The sequence below is a fragment of the Microcoleus harperi Pol14_C6 genome (assembly GCF_036701295.1).
Lineage (GTDB): Bacteria > Cyanobacteriota > Cyanobacteriia > Cyanobacteriales > Microcoleaceae > Microcoleus.
This window is the reverse complement of the sequence record NZ_JAUBQN010000008.1, coordinates 21,397-40,995: the sequence shown is the minus strand read 5'-3', so window position 1 is coordinate 40,995 and position 19,599 is coordinate 21,397. Positions and strand designations below refer to the sequence as shown.

The 19,599-nt window shown below is 43.0% G+C and carries 15 protein-coding genes; 8 read left to right on the top strand and 7 right to left on the bottom strand.

The features are described 5' to 3' along the window. Positions 1-62: 62 nt before the first annotated feature. Positions 63-791: a class I SAM-dependent methyltransferase gene (locus QUA27_RS08650; RefSeq protein ID WP_333067450.1), complete on the top strand. Its 729-nt coding sequence runs from the start codon at positions 63-65 to the stop codon at positions 789-791. Positions 792-865: 74 nt separating this feature from the next. Continuing rightward, positions 866-2,146 (top strand): glycosyltransferase family 4 protein, encoded by a 1,281-nt coding sequence (locus QUA27_RS08645; RefSeq protein ID WP_333067449.1) that lies wholly within the window; start codon positions 866-868, stop codon positions 2,144-2,146. A 387-nt stretch (positions 2,147-2,533) separates the two neighbouring features. Here the strand turns inward: QUA27_RS08645 and QUA27_RS08640 are convergent, their stop codons facing one another. Together QUA27_RS08640 and QUA27_RS08635 are read right to left on the bottom strand one after the other, a co-directional pair. Further along, positions 2,534-4,081 (bottom strand): hybrid sensor histidine kinase/response regulator, encoded by a 1,548-nt coding sequence (locus tag QUA27_RS08640; RefSeq protein WP_333067448.1) that lies wholly within the window; start codon positions 4,079-4,081, stop codon positions 2,534-2,536. Continuing rightward, positions 4,081-10,008 carry a hybrid sensor histidine kinase/response regulator gene (locus QUA27_RS08635; RefSeq protein WP_333067447.1) on the bottom strand — a complete coding sequence of 1,976 codons (5,928 nt, stop codon included), beginning with the start codon at positions 10,006-10,008 and terminating at the stop codon, positions 4,081-4,083. Before QUA27_RS08635 ends, QUA27_RS08640 begins: the two co-directional genes overlap by 1 nt. Positions 10,009-10,496: 488 nt before the next feature. Here QUA27_RS08635 and QUA27_RS08630 point away from each other — a divergent pair, with 488 nt between their 5' ends. Next, a complete protein-coding gene (locus tag QUA27_RS08630; protein WP_333067446.1) occupies positions 10,497-11,132 on the top strand; it encodes a DUF1802 family protein in 636 nt (211 codons plus the stop codon). On the opposite strand, the gene QUA27_RS08625 is transcribed toward QUA27_RS08630, so the two are convergent. From QUA27_RS08625 to QUA27_RS08615, 3 genes are all read right to left on the bottom strand, one after another. Beyond that, complete coding sequence (locus QUA27_RS08625) at positions 11,119-11,697, bottom strand: ABC transporter permease (protein ID WP_333067445.1); 579 nt, start codon at positions 11,695-11,697, stop codon at positions 11,119-11,121. The genes QUA27_RS08630 and QUA27_RS08625 overlap by 14 nt on opposite strands. 225 nt (positions 11,698-11,922) lie before the next feature. Continuing rightward, complete coding sequence (locus QUA27_RS08620; protein WP_333067444.1) at positions 11,923-12,678, bottom strand: ATP-binding cassette domain-containing protein; 756 nt, start codon at positions 12,676-12,678, stop codon at positions 11,923-11,925. Positions 12,679-12,752: 74 nt separating this feature from the next. Next, positions 12,753-13,310, bottom strand: coding sequence for an NUDIX hydrolase (locus QUA27_RS08615; protein WP_333067443.1), 558 nt, complete (start codon positions 13,308-13,310; stop codon positions 12,753-12,755). 251 nt (positions 13,311-13,561) lie between these two features. Between QUA27_RS08615 and QUA27_RS08610 the strand changes: the two genes are divergently transcribed. After that, positions 13,562-13,834 (top strand): hypothetical protein, encoded by a 273-nt coding sequence (locus QUA27_RS08610; RefSeq protein ID WP_333067442.1) that lies wholly within the window; start codon positions 13,562-13,564, stop codon positions 13,832-13,834. A 441-nt stretch (positions 13,835-14,275) separates the two neighbouring features. Here the strand turns inward: QUA27_RS08610 and QUA27_RS08605 are convergent, their stop codons facing one another. Continuing rightward, positions 14,276-14,707 (bottom strand): hypothetical protein, encoded by a 432-nt coding sequence (locus QUA27_RS08605; RefSeq protein ID WP_333067441.1) that lies wholly within the window; start codon positions 14,705-14,707, stop codon positions 14,276-14,278. Positions 14,708-14,974: 267 nt separating this feature from the next. Between QUA27_RS08605 and QUA27_RS08600 the strand changes: the two genes are divergently transcribed. The 4 genes from QUA27_RS08600 to QUA27_RS27330 all read left to right on the top strand — a co-directional run bounded on the left by QUA27_RS08600 (position 14,975) and on the right by QUA27_RS27330 (position 16,585). Next, positions 14,975-15,148 (top strand): hypothetical protein, encoded by a 174-nt coding sequence (locus tag QUA27_RS08600; RefSeq protein ID WP_333067440.1) that lies wholly within the window; start codon positions 14,975-14,977, stop codon positions 15,146-15,148. A 68-nt stretch (positions 15,149-15,216) separates the two neighbouring features. After that, entirely contained in the window at positions 15,217-16,128 is a 912-nt protein-coding gene (gene era / locus QUA27_RS08595; RefSeq protein ID WP_333067567.1) for a GTPase Era, read from the top strand. Between the two features lie 208 nt (positions 16,129-16,336). Beyond that, on the top strand, positions 16,337-16,390 hold the full coding sequence (locus tag QUA27_RS27335) for a hypothetical protein (RefSeq protein WP_445251484.1): 54 nt from the start codon (positions 16,337-16,339) through the stop codon (positions 16,388-16,390). Positions 16,391-16,498: 108 nt separating this feature from the next. Next, on the top strand, positions 16,499-16,585 hold the full coding sequence (locus QUA27_RS27330; RefSeq protein ID WP_445251483.1) for a DUF5615 family PIN-like protein: 87 nt from the start codon (positions 16,499-16,501) through the stop codon (positions 16,583-16,585). A 161-nt stretch (positions 16,586-16,746) separates the two neighbouring features. Here the strand turns inward: QUA27_RS27330 and ppsA are convergent, their stop codons facing one another. Then, positions 16,747-19,458, bottom strand: a complete 2,712-nt coding sequence (gene ppsA / locus QUA27_RS08585; protein ID WP_333067439.1) for a phosphoenolpyruvate synthase — start codon at positions 19,456-19,458, stop codon at positions 16,747-16,749. Positions 19,459-19,599: the final 141 nt, after the last annotated feature.

Here is a 19,599-nt window from a genome sequence, read left to right as displayed (position 1 = left end):
ATTTGCCAAGAATTGCGGAACATATTGAAAATTGAGCCATCAATACTATAAAATAATCAAAAATGAACGATGAAAAAATGACCGATCGCCCAAGAGTAGATTATGAAAGGGCCTGGGACAGTTACGCCCAACAGTGGCAAAAAACTAATGCCGAACTTGCCCATATTGGCGACGAATGGATAGGTAAAGCTGCCGGTGCAGCCAACTCCTTAGCCGAATACGAAGCCCTGATAGAACAGCAATTTATTGCACCCTACATCAAAAAAGAACATAGGGTTTTGGAAATTGGTATCGGCGGCGGAAAAACCGGTTCGCTGCTGCTGAAATATTGCGATCGACTAATTTGTGCCGACATTTCCAGTCAAATGCTGCAAGCGGCGCGATCGCGCTTAGGAGACGATCGCGTTTCTTACGTCAAACTCGACGGTTTAACATTAGACGGCATCGCCCCAGGTTCAGCCGATGTCTGCTTTTGTTACGATACAATGGTACACGTAGAGCCGGTAGATATATTCAACTATTTGACTCGAATTCCCAAACTGCTGCGAGGCGATCGAATTTGCGTGTTTCACCACACAAATATTTTTAGCGAATTAGGGTGGCAAAAATTCGCCAGCGAGTGGGACAAAAACTTGCTAGGGCACAGAGACGGCACAGCATTTTCAGTTATGACTGATACAATTATGGAAAAATTTCTCAACCATTTAAACTATCAAATCATCCTGAAAAATACATCTTCAGTACCGCGAGATTGCGTCTGGATCTGCAAAGCACCAACCCCCAATGAATAAAACCAAAGCTTTTTAGCAGAATCAAAATATTTTATTCCAACAGTCAACAGTCAACAGTCAACAGACAACTGACAATGAAAGCATTATTTCTCCATCCCAACTTCCCCGCCCAATACCGCCACATTATCACGGCTTTAGGCGCAGATTCCAAAAATCAAATTGTTTTCGGCACTAAAAACGAGCGCCCAGAGTGGAACATTCCCGGCGTTCGCAAAGCAGCATTTACACCCAGCCGCGAACCCCACGCGCAGACTCACCAATACGTCCGACCTTTAGAAAGTGCCGTCATCTACGGACAAGCCGTATTTAGAATGGCAGAACAACTCAAAGCAGATGGTTTTGTCCCCGATATTATCTGCGGACATTCCGGTTGGGGGCCGACATTGTTTGTCAAAGAAGCCTTTCCCAATACGCCGCTTTTGTGCTATTTCGAGTGGTTTTATCATGCTATTGGTTCAGACGCTGATTTCGACCCAGCGGAACCTTTAACAGTTGACGATATGGCCAGAATTAGAATCAAAAATGCACCGATTCTGATCGATTTATATTCTTGTGATTGGGGTTTGTCTCCCACTTATTGGCAGCGATCGCAATTCCCGCCCGAACTGCAACAAAAATTATCCACACTCCACGACGGCGTAGATACCGATTACTTCAAACCAGACCCCGGTGCTAAACTGGTTTTGCCTAACTTAGACTTGTCTGGCGTTGATGAAATTGTCACCTACGTATCGCGGGGAATGGAACCTTACCGGGGTTTTCCCGAATTCATTGAGTCGATCGCCTATGTGCAAGAACGCCGCCCCAACTGTCACGTCGTAATCGTTGGTTCCGAAAGAGTTTGTTATGGGCGTTCTTTACCCAACGGCGAGTCTTACAAAGACTATATGCTCAAAAAAGTACCCCTAGATTTGTCGCGAGTGCACTTTGTCGGGCCACTACCTTACGGACTGTATTTAAAAGTAATTCAAGCATCCGACGTACACGTTTATTTGACCAGACCTTTTGTGCTATCTTGGTCCATGATTGAATCTCTATCAACCGGATGTTTAGTAATCGGTTCCGACACAGGGCCAGTCAGAGAAGTTATCCGCGACGGAGAAAACGGTTTGCTAGTCGATTACTTCTCACCGAAACAAGTAGCCGATCGCATTGATGAAGTTTTAGACCATCCTACCCGCATGGCTGAAATTCGCATCAAAGCCCGTCAAACCGCCCTAGAACGCTACAGTTTAGCTAAAATGCTGCCGCAACATTTACAACTAATTGAGCAAGTAGCAAATCGTTCCATGCCGCCTACAGTTGGTATGGAACCAGAACGGGAATTAGCAGCATCTTTTGCAGTGAGAATTTAGCAATAAAGTTGTTCCGCACTAAACCTCTGGTCATCAGCTCTCCTGTGCGACTAAACCGCACAGGAGACTCCACCCAATAGACGATAAACATCGGAACATCTGGACGTTTTAGTTTCCCAATTAAATAATTTGACCGCTCTGAAGTTTTAGTTCAGTTGTACTTAATCGGGTAGCTGAAAAACCCTGATTACGGTCTTGAGTGATTATGATTGCCGTCTCCTAAATTTACGCACATTTACCCTCTGCTGGGTCAGCTTTGAGAATAGCTATATTTTATAGATTTGTGCACGGGCTGCAAGAAAAGATGGACGTATTTATTGCGTATCAAGCCCGTTTGGGACTTATTTGGGCTTAAAATTTGTTTAAGTCTTGTTAAGTTAAAATCAACTAAGAAATACCCAAAGCTGTTTCAGACATCGTAATTAAATTATTTTTAGCAAAATTTTTCTGGTGAATGGGAATATCAATAATAAAGATTGCCCCTTGATTAGGAGCTGAAATACAATTGAGCTGACCCCCGTGTTTATCCACTACAATCTGATGGGAAATTGACAGCCCAATACCAGTACCCTTCCCGATAGGCTTAGTAGTAAAAAATGGCTCAAATAGGTGTTGGCTAATTTCTTCTGTCATACCAGGTCCGTTATCCTTAAAATGAATTAACACTCGATTAGATTCCGTGACCTCAGTGCGAATGAAAATCTGAGAAGGATTAGCTTTCATTTCACTTAACGAGCGCGTCGCATTATAATCATCTATGGCATCAATAGCATTAGCAACAAGATTCATAAACACCTGGTTAAGCTGACCCCCATAACACTCTACCAAAGGCAGATTGCCGAATTCTTTGATCACCTCAATTGCAGGTCGATCGCCTCTTCCTTTAACACGGTTATGCAAAATTAACAGAGTGCTATCAATACCCTGGTGAATATCCACTGGTTTCATCTCAGATTCATCCAATCGCGAGAAGATTCGCAGCGACTGAACAATTTCGCGAATTCGGTCTACACCTACCTTCATTGAACTCAGCAATTTAGGTAAGTCTTCCACCAAAAAATCTAGTTCTATTTCGTCTATTTTCTGTTCAACTTTTGGACCTGCATCCGGGAATTCTTGGTGATAAAGATTGACTAGAGCAATCAAATTTTGGGTATAATCATGAGCGTAAGAAACATTACCAAAAATAAAATTAACGGGATTATTGATTTCATGGGCTACACCTGCAACAAGCTGACCTAGAGAAGACATTTTTTCGCTCTGCACAAGTTTAGTCTGCGTGATTTGTAATTCTCGAAAAGCCTTTTCTAGACATTTAGTTTGGCTTCGCAATTGAGCTTCCGATTGTTGCAATCCCGCCTCTGCTTGCAGACGCTCTTGAATCTCCTGTTTGAGCAATTGATTGGATTGCAAAAGTTCAGCCGTCCTTTCCTCCACTCGCCTTTCCAACTCCGATGCCAGCTTCAACAGCGAGGATTCCGCTTCGACACGCTGTTCGATTTCTGCTTGCAAGCACACATTTTTCTCTAGGAGTTTTTTCGACAGCTTGCGGAGCTTCATGTGGACATTAACACGAGCTAAAACTTCTTCATGCTGAAGAGGCTTAGTAATATAATCCACTGCACCCAGACTTAAACCTTTAACCTTATCCACCGTATCAGCAAGAGCCGTCATAAAAATCACGGGAATGTCTCTCGTTAAATCATTCGCTTTCAAACGGCGACAAGTTTCAAACCCATCTATTCCGGGCATGAGCACATCCAATAGGATCAGATCCGGGGGGGCATATTCTACCTTCTGGAGAGCACTTTGCCCATCTCTAGCTACCAATACCTTAAAGCCAAAATCTGCCAAAAAATCGAACAGGACACCTAGATTAGTCGGAGTGTCATCTACGATTAAAATTGTGCTTTGTTCGGGAAGTTCGTTATTCATTATTTGGCAATCCTATATTTCTTAATAAACTCCAAGATTTGTTGTTCTTCAAATCCTTTCACTAACTGGCGTAGATGCGTAGCAAAGGGCCCCCATTGCTCATTGAGTTCTTCTAACTTTTTAGCTTCCTCCCCAATGGCTCGAAGATCGCCCATCATCGCTAAATTGAATAAAACGGCGATTACCTCATCGGGTGGAGCCAAGATTTCAGAACTTAGAGATTTTTTTTCTCCTTCTGCTTTTCTAATCTCTTCCAGATTTTCTTCATAAATCCATTCTAACCCTAAATGAGTACGTAATTTTTCTAAAAGCTCCTCGATTCGTATGGGTTTCGGAATAAAATCATTGCAACCTACCTCGACACTTTGTTGTCGATCAAAATCAAAAACGCTGGCAGAAGTAGCAATCACCACTAACTTAGCCTGATCTAGTGATTTGCGAATCCGGCGCGTTGCTTCTAAGCCGCTCATTACGGGCATCATCAAGTCCATTAAAATACAGTCGGGTTTAAACTCGACCACCTTGTTTAAACAGTCCTGACCCTCCGTTGCTTCCAGAATTTCAAATCCTAACGGCTGAAGCATTCCCGCTATGATCGAGCGATTCTGCCACTTGTCATCAGCTATGAGAATTTTTCGCTTTCGGCCTTTGAAACCAACGATTGTGTGGGCATTGGCTTTGGCTGCATTAGTCGCCCATTCCGATACCTCTGGTAAATCTAAATCGAACCAAAAAACGCTCCCTTGTCCTAATGTACTATTCACCTTTATTTCACCGCCCATCATCTGGACTAATTGGCGGCTAATTGCCAGTCCCAACCCGGTTCCTTCAACCTTGTAGTGAGTATCTCCTACTTGATGAAAAGGCAAAAATATGTCTTGCAATTGCTCTGGTGCCATACCCACTCCGGTATCTTCCACTTGAAAGCGGATTTTGCCCTCCTGATATCCTACTTTGAATACCACCCCACCTTTTTCGGTAAACTTAATCGCATTGCCGAGTAAGTTGATTAAAACTTGCCGCAATCGTTTTTCATCACCCTGGACGCCAATAGGTAGTTGGGTAATGGGCTCGTAAATCAGGGAGATTCCTTTTTGTTCGGCCCGAATATTACAAATTTCAGCGATGCCTTCCAAAAATTGTGAGAAATGGAAATTACTCAAGTGGATTTCCATTTTTCGGGCTTCGATTTTGGACAGATCTAAAATATCGTTAATCAGGGTTAAGAGGTGATCGCCACACTGACTAATGACGTTCAGACCATCTTTTTGCTGGTCAACCAAGTTTTTTTGTCGTTTGAGGATTTGCGTGTAACCTAAAATGCCATTAAGTGGCGTTCGGAGTTCGTGGCTCATATTAGCAAGAAACTCACTCTTGGCAGAGTTGGCGGCTTTCGCTAATTCTTCTGCTTTTTGTAAATGGATATTTTTTTCTTGTAACTGTTGCGTTCTTTCTACCACCTTCGCTTCTAAAGTAGCGTTGGCTGCTGCCAAATCGTTATAAAGACGGGCATTTTCAATCGAAATAGCTGCTTGAGAAGATAAAACTTGTAAAACTTCTAAACGGTCGGGAGTAAAAGCACCAGTTGTGAGATTATTTTCTAAATACAGAATTCCAGTAAGTTTTCCTTGATGGACGATGGGAGTACATAATACTGACTTGGGTTTGTGGTTGACGATATAAGTATCCGCCGTGAAGGTTCCCTCACAATTCGCATCGTTTAATACAACATTTTCCTGAGTTCTGGCAACATAGTTAATCAAAGATATGGGTAGTTGCTGACTGTTCTCCACGGGTATTGTTTGCAGCACTTCTACATCGCTATCTACGGTTCCATAGGCTTCTATTAATAAACTTCCCGCTTTTTCTAAAATAAAAATGCCACTTTGAGCGCCCGCATTCTCGATCGCAATTTTCATCAATTTTGCCAACAGCTTACTCAGTACAATTTCACCAGAAAGAGCTTGGGATGCTTTGATCACAGTAGCTAAATCTAGAGATCCTGCACTTCCTCCACTCGTCGAGCTAGCGGTCATCGTGACCGGGCCGCCTTGACTTTCGGGCTTGGCTATCCGGGAAAATATTTGAGGATATCTGGCTTCCAAATCTTTGACTATAGCTTTAGCTCCCCAGCGAATATATGCGTAGCGAGCATCGGTTAAATAAATGCGAGCAATTTTATCTTTAGAACGGGAAAAATAAAAGTCTCCTGCTAATTCGTTGGCTAATGCTTCTTCTTGGATATATCCCTGTTCTTTGGCTCCGGCTATAGCGCGATCGTAATAATCGCTCGCTTCTAAAGGTTGTCCCAAAATCCGCGCTTTTTCTGCTTCTACTAAGTCATACTTGTGCTGGAAGTTACTTGGTGCATGGAACGCCCAAGTCTGCATTGTTTCTTGGTTTGCTGCTACTGCACTTAGATATTTTTCTTTCTCTTTTGGCGAGGCTTTTGGATACAGTGCTAGGAGGGCAAGAGAATGGTAGAACTTGTAGATACTCATGTGCATTAATCCTGCCCCTGTGTCGGCATATTTTAATGCTAAATGGGCACTCGACACTGTTTTATCGGGTTCTTTAAATAGATAAGAGAGGATCATTTTGCCGACATAGTAAGCATAGAGTAAAGTCCCATTGTTAGAGGCTTCCATTCCTGGCAGTTGTTCTTCTTCATTAAAAGTTTCACCTAGTAAACGGTATTTATCTGAGTTTTTGTCTAGTAAATTGTCAACTACTTGCTGGTAAGCTTTAACAAATAAAGTATCAAATTCTTGTTTAAGTTTAATTGTTAGAGAAACATATTTAGCCTGCTCCTGCTCAACTTTCTGTAGTTCTCTGCCGCTAAAAAATAACAAATTGCAATAATTGACTGTACTATGACAAGCAAACTCTAGATCTCCATTTTCTAGACCACTTTGAACAGCCTCAACCAAAGATCCGAGGGTAGTATTAAGCGGCTCTTTCCAAATTCGTATCAGAGAATTAAATACACAAAATATTTTCGATTTAAGGGTGATTGTGTTAAACCTGTCTAAGAGCAAAATAGCTAGTTTACCAAATTGATATCCCGAATCTATGTCTCCTAATCCTCCACATAGTAACACTCCATACCAAAGATAAGCAAAAGCCGATTCAGGCGAATTTCCATACTTAATAGACAAGGCTATTTTTGTATAAACAATTGGCGGAAACATCGCAGGGTTTACAATAAAAGCGGGTGTTATAATAAGAGTTAATATTCGCATAGCTGCGAGTTGATCGGGAGCTTTCATTGGCAGCAAGTTAGCTAAATCCTCAAAGATTAGTTCTTGAGGAGGTTCTTCCTCTAGGCGAACTCCCAACATTTCTAGAAAGGCGATCCCATTATCTATAGCTAATTGAATCCTATTTTGAGACATCTCTAATTGAATTCTCAGTTCGTAGACCTTAGCTTTTTCCAGAAGGGTTTTGGCTTGTTTCAGGATCGTCTCACAAAGCTGTTGCGAGCGCTCAAAGTTAGTGTTTATATATTCAGTTTCTGCTGCTTCCAGATGGAGGTTAAACGTCAGCTCATATTGACTCTCCCAGCTATCATGAGGGAGAAGTCCTAAACCCACATTCAAATATTTGACAGCCGACTCATAAGCTGTGGCAGATTTGGCTTTCTGTCCGGCGATCAGATTGAGTTGTGCCAACTCATATCTTTCCAACTCCAAAGTGATTAAATCGGTGCCGTAATTTAGTTGGTTAACCAGTCCAAAAATATTTTCTTTTCGTTCTTCAGGCGTTGTCGAATGCAGCAGTAGTTGACCAATTTTTAGGTGAGTTTCTTTTTTCTGATCGTCGGGTATCAGAGAATAAGACGCCTGTTGCACTCGATCGTGCAAAAACTTATAAATGACATCAAACTGCTCGGTTGACTTTTCTGTAGATATTTCCGAGTCAAAGAGCAGGGGGATTTTGTAGGAATTATTTAGCGGGATAACAAAACCAGCTTGTAGCGCTTCCCATAAATCTCTTGCCGTCTCTGACTGAGATTTTTTATTAGCAATTGCCAAAACTTCTAAACTGAATATATCTCCTATACAGGCCGCTAATTTTAAGACATTCGGCGTCTGGGACGACAGCTTTTGAATTTGGCTAACCATCAATTCGACTACATTATCGCTGATATCAATGCCTTGAAGCAGTTGGATATCCCACTGCCAGCAAACTTGATTGAAATCAAAGGATAGGAGTTTGTCTTGATAAAGGGATTTGAGCAGTTGAGTTAAGAAGAAGGGATTCCCCTGGGTTTTTTGAAAAACTAACTCAGCCAGAGTCAAAACTTGGGAAATTTGACTGCGAAGGGTTTCGCTCACTAATTGGTTGACATGAGATATATCCAAAGGTTGGAGGATAATATTATTTACTATCGCCCTGGTATTTTGAATTTGCTCTAAAGTATAAATTAAGGGATGAGTGGCACTGACTTCATTATCCCGATAAGCCCCAATTAATAGCAGATATTTACTATCTGGATCGGTCATTATTAGCTGGATAAGCTTAAGCGAAGCTGAATCTGCCCACTGCAAGTCATCCAAAAATATCACTAAGGGGTGTTCGGCTTTACTAAACACCTGTATAAATTTTTGAAACACTCGATTAAATCGGTTTTGAGATTCAGTGGGTCCCAAAGTCGGAACCGCAGGCTGTGGATCAATAATCTTTTCTACTTCGGGAATAACCTCAATAATAATTGACCCATTGCCACCAAGTGCTTCGAGAATTTTAGCTTTCCAACTTGCTATTTGAGCCGAATTTTCCGTAAGCAGTTGCCGCATCAATCCTTGAAATGCTTGAATTAGAGCAGCATAAGGAATATTGCGTTTAAATTGGTCAAATTTACCGCCAATAAAATACCCTCTCGCTGCCACTATTGGTTTATCAACTTCGTTAACTAAGGAAGATTTGCCGATACCTGAATAACCGGAAACTAGCATCATTTCCGTTGTCCCACCACTGACGCGAGCGAAGGCTTCTAACAAACTAGCAACTTCTATTTCCCGTCCATAGAGTTTTTGCGGAATCAGAAATTGGCTGTAGGAATCTAGTTGACCTATAATAAAGTTGGAAATCTCTCCTGAAGAAAGCATCTCCTGGCAGGTTTCTAGATCAGCTTTTAATCCGAAAGCACTTTGATATCTATCTTCAGCGGTTTTAGATAATAATTTCATTACAATTTCAGAAACTGCATCCGGGATTTTGGGATTCAGCTTTTGAGGTGGTATAGGTGCTTTAGCTATATGGCAATGAACGAATTCCAGGGGGTCTTTTGCGTAAAAAGGTAGCTTACCCGTCAGCATTTCATAAAATGTAATACCGAGGGAGTAAAAGTCGGTGCGGTAGTCAACTGAGCGGTTCATTCTGCCGGTTTGTTCCGGCGACATATAAGCAAGAGTTCCTTCTAATAAGTTGGGATTTGTGATCGTTTGATTTTCTCGCTCTAAAAGAGAAGCAATGCTAAAGTCAATAATTTTTACTTCTTTTGTCTCTGGCTCGATTAATATATTTTGGGGTTTAATGTCTTTATGGATAACCTTACTTTGATGGATATCTCCAAGAGTTGTTGCTAACAGAATTCCGATATTTATAAATGCGTTTATAGCCAATGGTTGATTATTAAGAAAATCTTTCAAAGATTGACCGCTAAAATTTTCTACTATCAGCGCTAAACCGTTATGATAGTTTTCTAACGCTATGGGCTTAACGATTCCTTCACTGTCTAAATGTCTGAGGATTTTATGTTCGTGTCTTAAGCGGGAAATTTCTTCGATTGTCGGATGCTCGGCTTTGAAGGTTTTGATAATTGCTGAGGTTCGATCAATATCTTTGGTGCCGCGATAAATAATAGTATTGACACTTTCGTAAATGGCTTCACTGAGGTTGTAACCGAAAAGAGTAATACTCATGTGCGTAATTTCACTAATAAAAAATTGAACAGCAGGTGGTATTTTAGTAAAGATACTGATATTTATGACAGAACCGAATTAAAAAACTATTTTCTATGCACTTTTAAAAAGTATAATCTAAGCTTTTTGAATAACATTTAAATTTTAACAAATCTCAATATGCTTGTTTGGTACTTAATATGCGAGAATCTTTAAACTTTATTAAGTATTTAAGTAAACTCCTGAAAAAATTAACCACAAAACTGCTGAATCTACCGGGTGTGATAGTATAGTATAGCTTGGACCCAAAAGAGACGATTATTTTATCGGTTAGAGTAAGAAAGAGAAAAGTAGTTAGCTCACTATATGTAGTCCAACGAATTATTGTCTTTATCAAAATAAGGTAGTCTTGCATAGTCAGCACTACCTTATTTTAACAGGAAGAAATGGCTGTACTTGCTTGAAAGTACGGATTTTTGTTATTTTGGTTAAAACTCAACTAAATTTTTATGAAATCAACTACTAGGGCGCTGAAAGAATGGAATGTAGCAGTTAATGCTTTGGAACAAGGTCAAACGATTGTGCTGTTGCGGAAGGGGGGAATTCGCGAGCAAGCAGGACAGTTCAATGTCACTGACAAACAGGTTTTGCTGTATCCAACTTTTGAACACCAACAGCCGGGTTTATTAAAGCCGGAGTTTGCACATCAAGTCAATACTGTCGAATCTGGTTGGCATCCTGAAGTTATTAAAATTGGCAGTTGGGCGGAGATTACTGATGTTTTTTTGGTAGCTTGGGAACCGGCAATTACTGCGCTTTTTCCGTACCATATTTGGAATGAAAGTTTTGTCAGCGATCGCCTGAAATGGAAACAAACTCAGCCAATTTATATTTTATTGCTGCGGGCTTATCGCCTTGCAGAAAGCCGCGAAATTCCCTACATTCCTGAATACGGCGGTTGTCGTTCTTGGATCGATTTGGCAGATCCTATTTTGCTGGAGGGGAGCCAAGCTGTTTTGAGCGATCGCGAGTACATTGAACGCTCAAATGAAATCCGCAATCTGATAGCGAATCCTGCGAATGCTTCTGGTTCGCAGAGAGTGACAACGCTGACGGAAGGTAGCCAGGATTTTAGTCCTCATTAATAGTTTTTAAGGTACTTTTCGAGAGGCGCGCTTCTACCAAACCCAGCCCGAAATCTGCAGCTAAGGCCATTAAAGCCGCCGGAATTGCCCCAGCCAAAAGTAACTGATTGTTGACGGTAGCAACGCCACGAAAAATAAACACCCCCAAGCCACCCGCGCCAATTGCAGCGGCGATTGTAGCAAGTCCGATCGCAATTACTGCGGCAACTCGCACGCCCGCGAGAATCACCCCCAGTGCCAGGGGAATTTCCACTTGCCATAACAGTTGCATATCAGTCATCCCCATGCCTCTTCCTGCTTCGGTAATCGCTGGATCGACGCCGACAATACCAGTATAAGTATTGCGGATAATTGGCAGTAAAGAATACAGAGTGAGGGCCATAATTGCCGTGCGATCGCCTATTCCCCCCAATACTGGCACCGGGATTAGCAAGCCAAACAAAGCTAAACTGGGAATTGTTTGCATAATATTAGCAAATCCCAAAATCGGCTTTTTCAGTTTTGGTTTTCTGGTGACTAAAATCCCGAGGGGAATCCCTACAATAATAGCGATAAAAATTGCCACAGTTACTAAATATAAGTGCTCGCTCGCGCGCTTAATTATCTCAGCGCCATACCGATTGATAAATTGCATCATGTGGAAATTAGTAATTAGGAATGCAGAATCGTAAATTTTACTATAATAGAATATCTCGTAGGAGTCGGTTCACCAATATCTTTAATTTCCCGCCATCAGCTTCAAAAACCGACCTATAGCCATAAACGAATGATGCGATCGCACATCATATTATTACCCAGTTCCGGGTAATTGCAAACATTCAAGAAATGCACGAGCTTCTGGATGGTGAGATTTCAGAAAATCATCGGGGGATGCCAATTCAATCAACCGTCCATCTTGCATCAAACCTATTCTAGAAGCTAACAAAAAAGCTTCTTGAATTCCGTGAGTCACAAAAATCACAGTCTTGCCGAGTTGCTGCTGCAATTGACCGAATTCTCGCTGCAATTCCAGACGAGTAATCGGGTCTAAAGCACCAAACGGTTCATCCATTAACAATATCGGAGGGTCAGCCGCCAGTGCTCTAGCGACGCCTACCCGCTGCCGCTGTCCGCCGGATAACTGATAGGGATAGCGTTTGGCGAAGTGCTGGGGGTCGAGGTTGACTAATTCTAACAGTTTGCGGACGCGAGATTGAATGCGATCGCCCTCCCAACCTTCTAATTTTGGCACTAAACCGACGTTTTGCTCGACGGTAAAATGGGGAAACAAACCAATTTCTTGAATCACATAGCCAATTTTTCGGCGTAGTTGAATTGGGTTCCACTGAGTTGTCGGTTTTCCCATGACAAGAACTTCGCCGCTGCTTGGCGTTAGTAAATTGTTAATCAATTTCATGGTAGTAGTTTTGCCACTCCCGCTGCGTCCCAGCAATACTAAAACTTCTCCTTGCAGCACTTTGAAATTGAGTTTGTCTACTAAATGCCGGCGGTTGAGGCGATATGTCACGTCGAGGCATTCGACAGCAACTTCATTATTGAGAGGCATGATTAGTCTGGGTGATTTTGGTTTTCAGCAACTTAAAAGTGGCGAGGATAGGAAAACAATTCCTCCTCTCAAATCTAAAGTCTACCATCAACTTGATTTTGCCATTCTAGCAGTAAGGCTCGACATTGGAGGCAAGTTAATTTTTTGAGCAAGTCGCGAATTCCGTCTGGGGTGAGAGGATATTCAGCACCGATCAGTTCTGGGTTTACTGTTGCTGTAGGGTGCAATTCTGCAACAAAACCGTAGAGTTTTTGATTGGAGAAGGAACTGTTTATTGCCCAGCCAATCGTGTTGATCGGTTCGATGCGGGCGATCGCACTTGCTGTCACGCCTAGCTCTTTTTTGAGTATAGCTGGAACTTCCGCTGCTGGTGTGGCTTCCGCTTCTACGCGACCGCCGGGAAAATCCAGGGTTGCTTCTGCCACGCCGGGGCGATACATCGGTGGCGGAAACAGCAATTTGTCAGCTTGAATGGTCAAGATTACAACTGAATCAGCTCTTTCTACTCGCCAATATTCTACTGTTTTTCCTTCGGTTGTTTCGAGATGTTCGGCGATTAGTTTTACCCAATGAGAGTTGATTTCTACAAAGCGGTCTAGAGTTTTCCACTGGGATTTGGCAGTTTGGTTCATGTCGGAATTGGTGAAATAAATCAGATGTTGTTTGCTATGGTAGGCGATTTTTGCCGAGCTGAACAATAGTGAGCGACCTTTTCAGCTTTGAGCCAGTTTTTTCCTCTCGATTGTAAATTTTTGCTACAACCTTACACATTCGCATAGATAATTCCGTAACATAGACTACATAATCAAAGTTTATCTGCGCCTTCGCTCTGCGTTGTTTCAACCCGGCCCTGGTGCAGACTCTTAGCTAGACAGGAGTAATTATGCAACTGCAAACAGATATTCGTACTTGGCAATCCCAATCAACGCCCGGAAGCTTCGCCAGTGTCCGCGACTGGGAAAAATTTGGCTGCGCCGTACCTGCACCAAAATTGGCTCCTTCTATGTGGGTTAAATTGTTCAATCCGCCAACCGCATTCAGCTTTGACGAAGCGTGGCTGTTGTGTGAATGTTCGGAAGAACAGTGGCTAGCTTGGATTCCTGATTATGGCGAAATTTTACTGAGTACACATGAATTTTGCGCTACTAAATCGTGAATTACGCAGACAAACTTTCATAAACCAGGTGTTAAAATCCATATCCATCGGGTTGCACGGGATTTTTTGGAAAAAATCTGGTTTCTGCGTAATTATGTCGTTTGCAGTGAGGAATGCAAGTCCTTAAACTTTGATAAGGACTTGCATTCCTCACTACAAACCTCTTATATGAGCTCGTTTCAGCCGATATCATAGAAGTCCTAATAGATATTAATTGAAATTTCGCCAACAAAAAGAGCAATAGGCTTTCTATTGCTCTTTTTGTTCAAAAACACTCTCTAGTTTTTATCTTTAAGATAGCGGAAGTTATATCAACTGGCCTCGATTGACCCCAATATCGCTGCGGTGACGGGTTTACTGTATCGATGCTTGCATGGGAGATATTGGTGAACCCGCCCTTACAGCAATTACGGCCAATTTAGCGGCCTTGATATTGCTGGCTTATTTGCAAACTGCACGGTTATTTGCGTTTCTGACAATCGTGCCTACTCTACCATTAATCTGAATCGGGTTCTTAGTGCTGGCTCGAATCAAGAGTGGTTGTTTGGCGAGACATTCTCTGATTGATGCTGCCCAGGCGGTGAGAGCTCCGGTGTATTCTGTACGACCCGCTGGCGCGCGAAACTGATCGGTAATTAGGAAATCCGAGGTGATGCTAGTGTCAGTACCAACATTGGTAATAATTGGAAAGTCAAAGGCTCTGGGCAAGGTTCTGTCCTGGATTTTGCCCGGTACCAACTGGTATTTCTTCGAGCCACCCTTGTAGTCAATACCTGCTTGAGGGCTGGTGGGAGGGCTTGTTTGAGCCAAGGCGGAAACAGGTAAGCTTGCTACCAAAACGGTGCAGCAACTCCAAAATAATTTCGATTTCATCTGATTCATCTCCTCAACTTTATGACAATTAGCACTAATTTAGGTATGCTCAAAAGACACTAGCTTTTATTGAGAAAGCGCCTGATGATATTGAGCTTTTGAGTTTGAGTTCAACTTACCTAATTTATTACCAAACATCTTCAAAAATGTTAAAACTGGTTTGCCTGACAAACTGTAGAAAAGTTTCAGTTGAGTTAGACATTTACACATCTGAAGTTGTTACAGCTTTGGGGAGTCGGTTTTACCAGAATGATTCATTTTTGAGCGATGTCACTGGAACTTTATCAAATTTTGTCTCAGATATCAAGTTTTGCCGATCGCGTATCACTTTTTAACACTGGTTTGCGGCTCGATCGAGGTTTGACTGTTGCGCGCTATACCAGGGCGAGAAAGATGCTACAGTGCATCGATGGGCGTTTGAGTATTTTCAGGCGACAATAGACAGAGAAGGGGCTTGAAAATAGGTGATTTTGGTGGAAGATAGTAAATTTATCGACGTATCGGACATTATGGGTGTTCCCGCAGCTCCGGCGGGTTACAAATCGGGCTTTGTGGGTATTGTCGGACGTCCGAATGTCGGAAAATCAACGCTGATGAATCAGTTGGTGGGGCAAAAAATTGCGATTACTTCGCCGGTGTCTCAGACGACACGTAACAGGCTGCGGGGCATCCTAACGACACCGGAAGCACAAATTATTTTTGTAGATACTCCCGGAATTCACAAGCCGCACCACCAATTGGGCAAGGTTTTGGTGCAGAATGCCCGCACCGCGATTCAGTCGGTGGATGTGGTGCTGTTTGTGGTGGATGGTTCGGTGGAATCGGGAGGGGGCGATCGATATATTGTCGAAATTCTCAGCAATTGCAAAGTTCCGGTGATTTTGGGGATGAATAAGTTGGACGAACAACCGGATGATTCCGTGTTGATCGATCGAACTTACGAGCAAATTGTCAATCCTGAGTGGCCTGTAGTGAAATTTTCCGCTCTCACGGGCGAGGGTGTCGAGCCGCTGCAACAATTGTTAATCGAACATTTGGAGGTTGGGCCTTATTATTATCCGCCAGATTTGGTGACTGACCAGCCGGAACGCTTTATTATGGGCGAATTGATTCGGGAACAGATTTTGTTGCTGACGCGGGAAGAAGTGCCGCATTCCGTAGCAATTGCGATCGACATCGTTCAAGAAGAAGCAAAAATTACCCGCATTCTGGCGACAATTCACGTCGAACGAGATTCCCAAAAAGGCATTTTAATCGGTAAAAGCGGCAGTATGCTCAAGTCGATCGGCAGTGCGGCCCGCGAACAGATTCAAAAGTTAATTGAAGGCAAGGTGTATTTGGAGTTATTTGTCAAGGTGCAGCCGAAATGGCGACAGTCGCGCACTCGTTTGGCGGAATTGGGCTATCGGGTAGAAGAATAAAACTTTATCTGTTGGCAGTTTCCCTCTCTTAATCCTGATGTGCTCAGAAGCAGATTAAAAACAAGATTGACAACCTTGCCAGATCCGCAGCCATAGCCTAAGATTTTGCAAAGGTCGAGAACACAATGACGATAATTCCAACTATCAACTACCGAAACCACATCACGATGAAGCAAATAAACGTGTTGGTAAGCCTTGTGTATGCGGCTTGCGAATTACGGTTTATGAAGTGCTTGAGTACCTGGCTTCCGAGATGACCTAAGCAGAAACTCAAGAGCGATTTCCCCGATCTGACGCGAGAAGATTTAAAAGCCTGCATTCCTTATGCTGCTGACCGCGAGCGTCGGTTTATGACCCATCCATTATCCGCATGAAATTACTTTTTGATGAAAACTTGTCGCCCGAGTTGCCGAACCGTTTGAGCGATCTTTTCCCAAATTCGCTTCACGTCCTTTGATGTGGGAATGAAAGCAACGATCGACCTAATAGTTTGGGATTATGCAAAAGATATGACTGCGCACTTCTTAGTGCAAACGCAGTCAGCCTGGGAACCCACGCAAAACGGGATATTTTGACAGAAATGTCTTAAGAATCCCCGTACCGACCGGGTGGCGAGTGTCAAAGGATTTCTACATACCCTTCTGTTCCATGTACACGAATTCGCTGCCCATCTTCGATCAGTTTCGTCGCATTTTCTACTCCGACAACGGCTGGTAAACCATATTCACGTGCGATAACTGCTCCATGGGTCATCAGTCCACCAACTTCGGTGACTAGACCTTTTATGGATACAAATAATGGTGTCCAGCTAGGGTCAGTAAACGAGGTGACTAATATATCTCCATCTTCTAAATCGGCGTCTTCCATGTTTAGGATGACACGTGCTCGTCCCTCTATAACTCCGGAAGAAACAGCTAGACCTACAATAGCTGCAGCTGGGAGATTTTCGCGTTTGTACTCACCTGCAATGATGTCACCATCAGACGTGATCACACGCGGCGGAGTGAGTTTTTCATAGAGCTTGTACTCGTCTTTTCGGCGGCTGACGATCTGATAATCCAGTTGATTTGTGCGTACAACTTCGCGAAGTTCTTCAAACGTGAGATAGTAGGCATCTTCTTTTTCCTGAATAACGGCTGCTTGTACGAGTTGTTCGACTTCTTTAAGTAATGCCTGCTTATAAACGAAGTAGTGACTCACGATGCCGTATTTGGGATATTCACGATAGCCGATGAAATTCCGGAGCAGGCGGATCATTCGTTTTGTTTCATTCACCTTTTGTTCGCCATCCGGTAGTTGCTGCAATCGTTCCAACAACTCTTGTTCTTTCTTTAAAGCTGACCGTTGCCCTTGCTCAAATTTGCGATCGCGTTCACCAGGCTCTAAGTTTTTGATGTTACTGAGAATCATCGGAACAAGTGTGGTTGGTTTTTCGCTCCAACGAGTTCTCGTAATATCGATTTCTCCAGCACATCGCATTCCGTATTTGTGAAGAAAAGTAGCGATCGCGTTCTGGGCTTCCTGTCCACCCTCAAGCTTCACCAATTCACCTAGAAAATTATCCTCTTTTACCTGTTGCAAATACTCAATGACTTCCGGGTAAGGACGAATCGCATCCGCAACATCCAATAGTGCCAGACCCATTTCCGAAGTAATATTGTTGGGTGCTGATTGAGAAAGCGTATCCGCTGCGTTTTTTTCGCCTAACCACTCCTTCATTTTTTCATTGATCCAGGAGGAAGCATTCATAGCAGTCATAAACACACCAAAACTCTGTGAATCAGAATTAGTCTGCTTTAATTGCTGGATATCTTCCAGGATAAAATCAAACAGATCCGATCCTGATTTCGTTTGGATGGTTTGTTTTAACGCTTCGATCGAGGTTTGACTCTGTTGAATCAAATCAGCAACAATCGCCCGATCGTAGTCGTTTAGGATTTGAAAATCCGCAGGCGATCGACCTTTACTGCTTTTGCCGGGACTTTGATCATCAGGTAACGATTTTATAAAATCTCCTCGCTCTATGATGGTTGTCAGTGCGTCTTTCATGAGCGGATCGGATTTTCCTAACGTGACGTTTAATATAGTTTCTCTGCCGACAGGTGAAGCCAGCGTCGCTGTAACATCAACAAACAACCTTCCACCAGCCGTGTGCATGGGTGCATGGGTCATTAACAGGAAAAAAGACAATCCCAATGGTTTCATGGCATCAGTCATCATTTGGTTGTGACCAACAGAAACAAACACGTGATTTTCTCGATCGTTCGTTTCAGGAATCGGGAATAAAGTAGTGATCGGACGACTCTGGACAATGTAAAACGTATCATCAACCAAGCACCACTCGATATCCTGGGGGCAGCCGAAATGTTCTTCGATCTTTCTGCCTATGCGCTCAAGCTGCAAAATCTGCTCGTCTGTCAGCGCTTGCCTATTCTGCCGCTCAGGTTCAATCTCCTGTGCTTTCGTACCGCCATCTTTTAAGGCATAAATAGCCAGCTTCTTGGTGGATATCTTCTTATCGATCACCTTGCCGTTACGCACTTTATAGATATCAGCATTCACCAGGCCGGAGACCAAGGCTTCACCAAGTCCGAAGCTGGCATCAATGGATAACACTTTCCGATTAGAAGTGACGGGATCTGCAGTAAACAAAATTCCTGCCACCTGCGGAAAGACCATCTTCTGAACAACCACAGACAGGTGGACTTTACGGTGGTCAAAGCCGTTTTGAAGACGGTAAGTTATTGCTCTCTCAGTAAATAGCGATGCCCAGCACTTGCTGATATGCTTGAGAATTGCCTCCTTTCCAATAATGTTTAAATACGTATCCTGCTGGCCTGCAAAAGAGGCCGTCGGTAAATCCTCTGCTGTTGCGCTGGATCGTACTGCATAGGCATTTTTTTCATCAAATCTGGAGAGGAGGCTGGCGATCTCTTCATTAATGTCTTGAGGAATGGCTATCCGTTCGATGACTCTGCGAATCTCACCGCTAAGTTCACCAATTTTATCCCGGTCTTGCACCAATAGATGCGATAACCGATCGAGTAATTCGTTAATCGACGACGTTTCCCCAATGATTCTTTTAAAGGCTTCAGTAGAAATACAGTAGCCATCCGGTACGCGGATTCCTTCAATCTTGGAAAGTTCCCCCAGGTTCGCGCCTTTACCCCCAATAACCATGATTTTTGTTTGGTCAATGTCCTGAAAACCAAGCACATAGGAACTCATATATTGACCTCCTGTGGCAATTCCTTCTTTGATAATTTTGATCGCATCCTTCGGGCTAAAACGATTTACCGGAGTATTGTACTTCAACTCTAATTTAGCCAATCAGAAAGAGGATGCGAGCAGTTGAATCAACTGTTCGCGTTGTGCATCAAGCAATAAAACCGGAGTGGGGTTGAGAACGTGTCGGAGAACCAGTCGTGATTGCCCCCTCGCCCAACAACAATAGAAGGCCCCAACAACAGT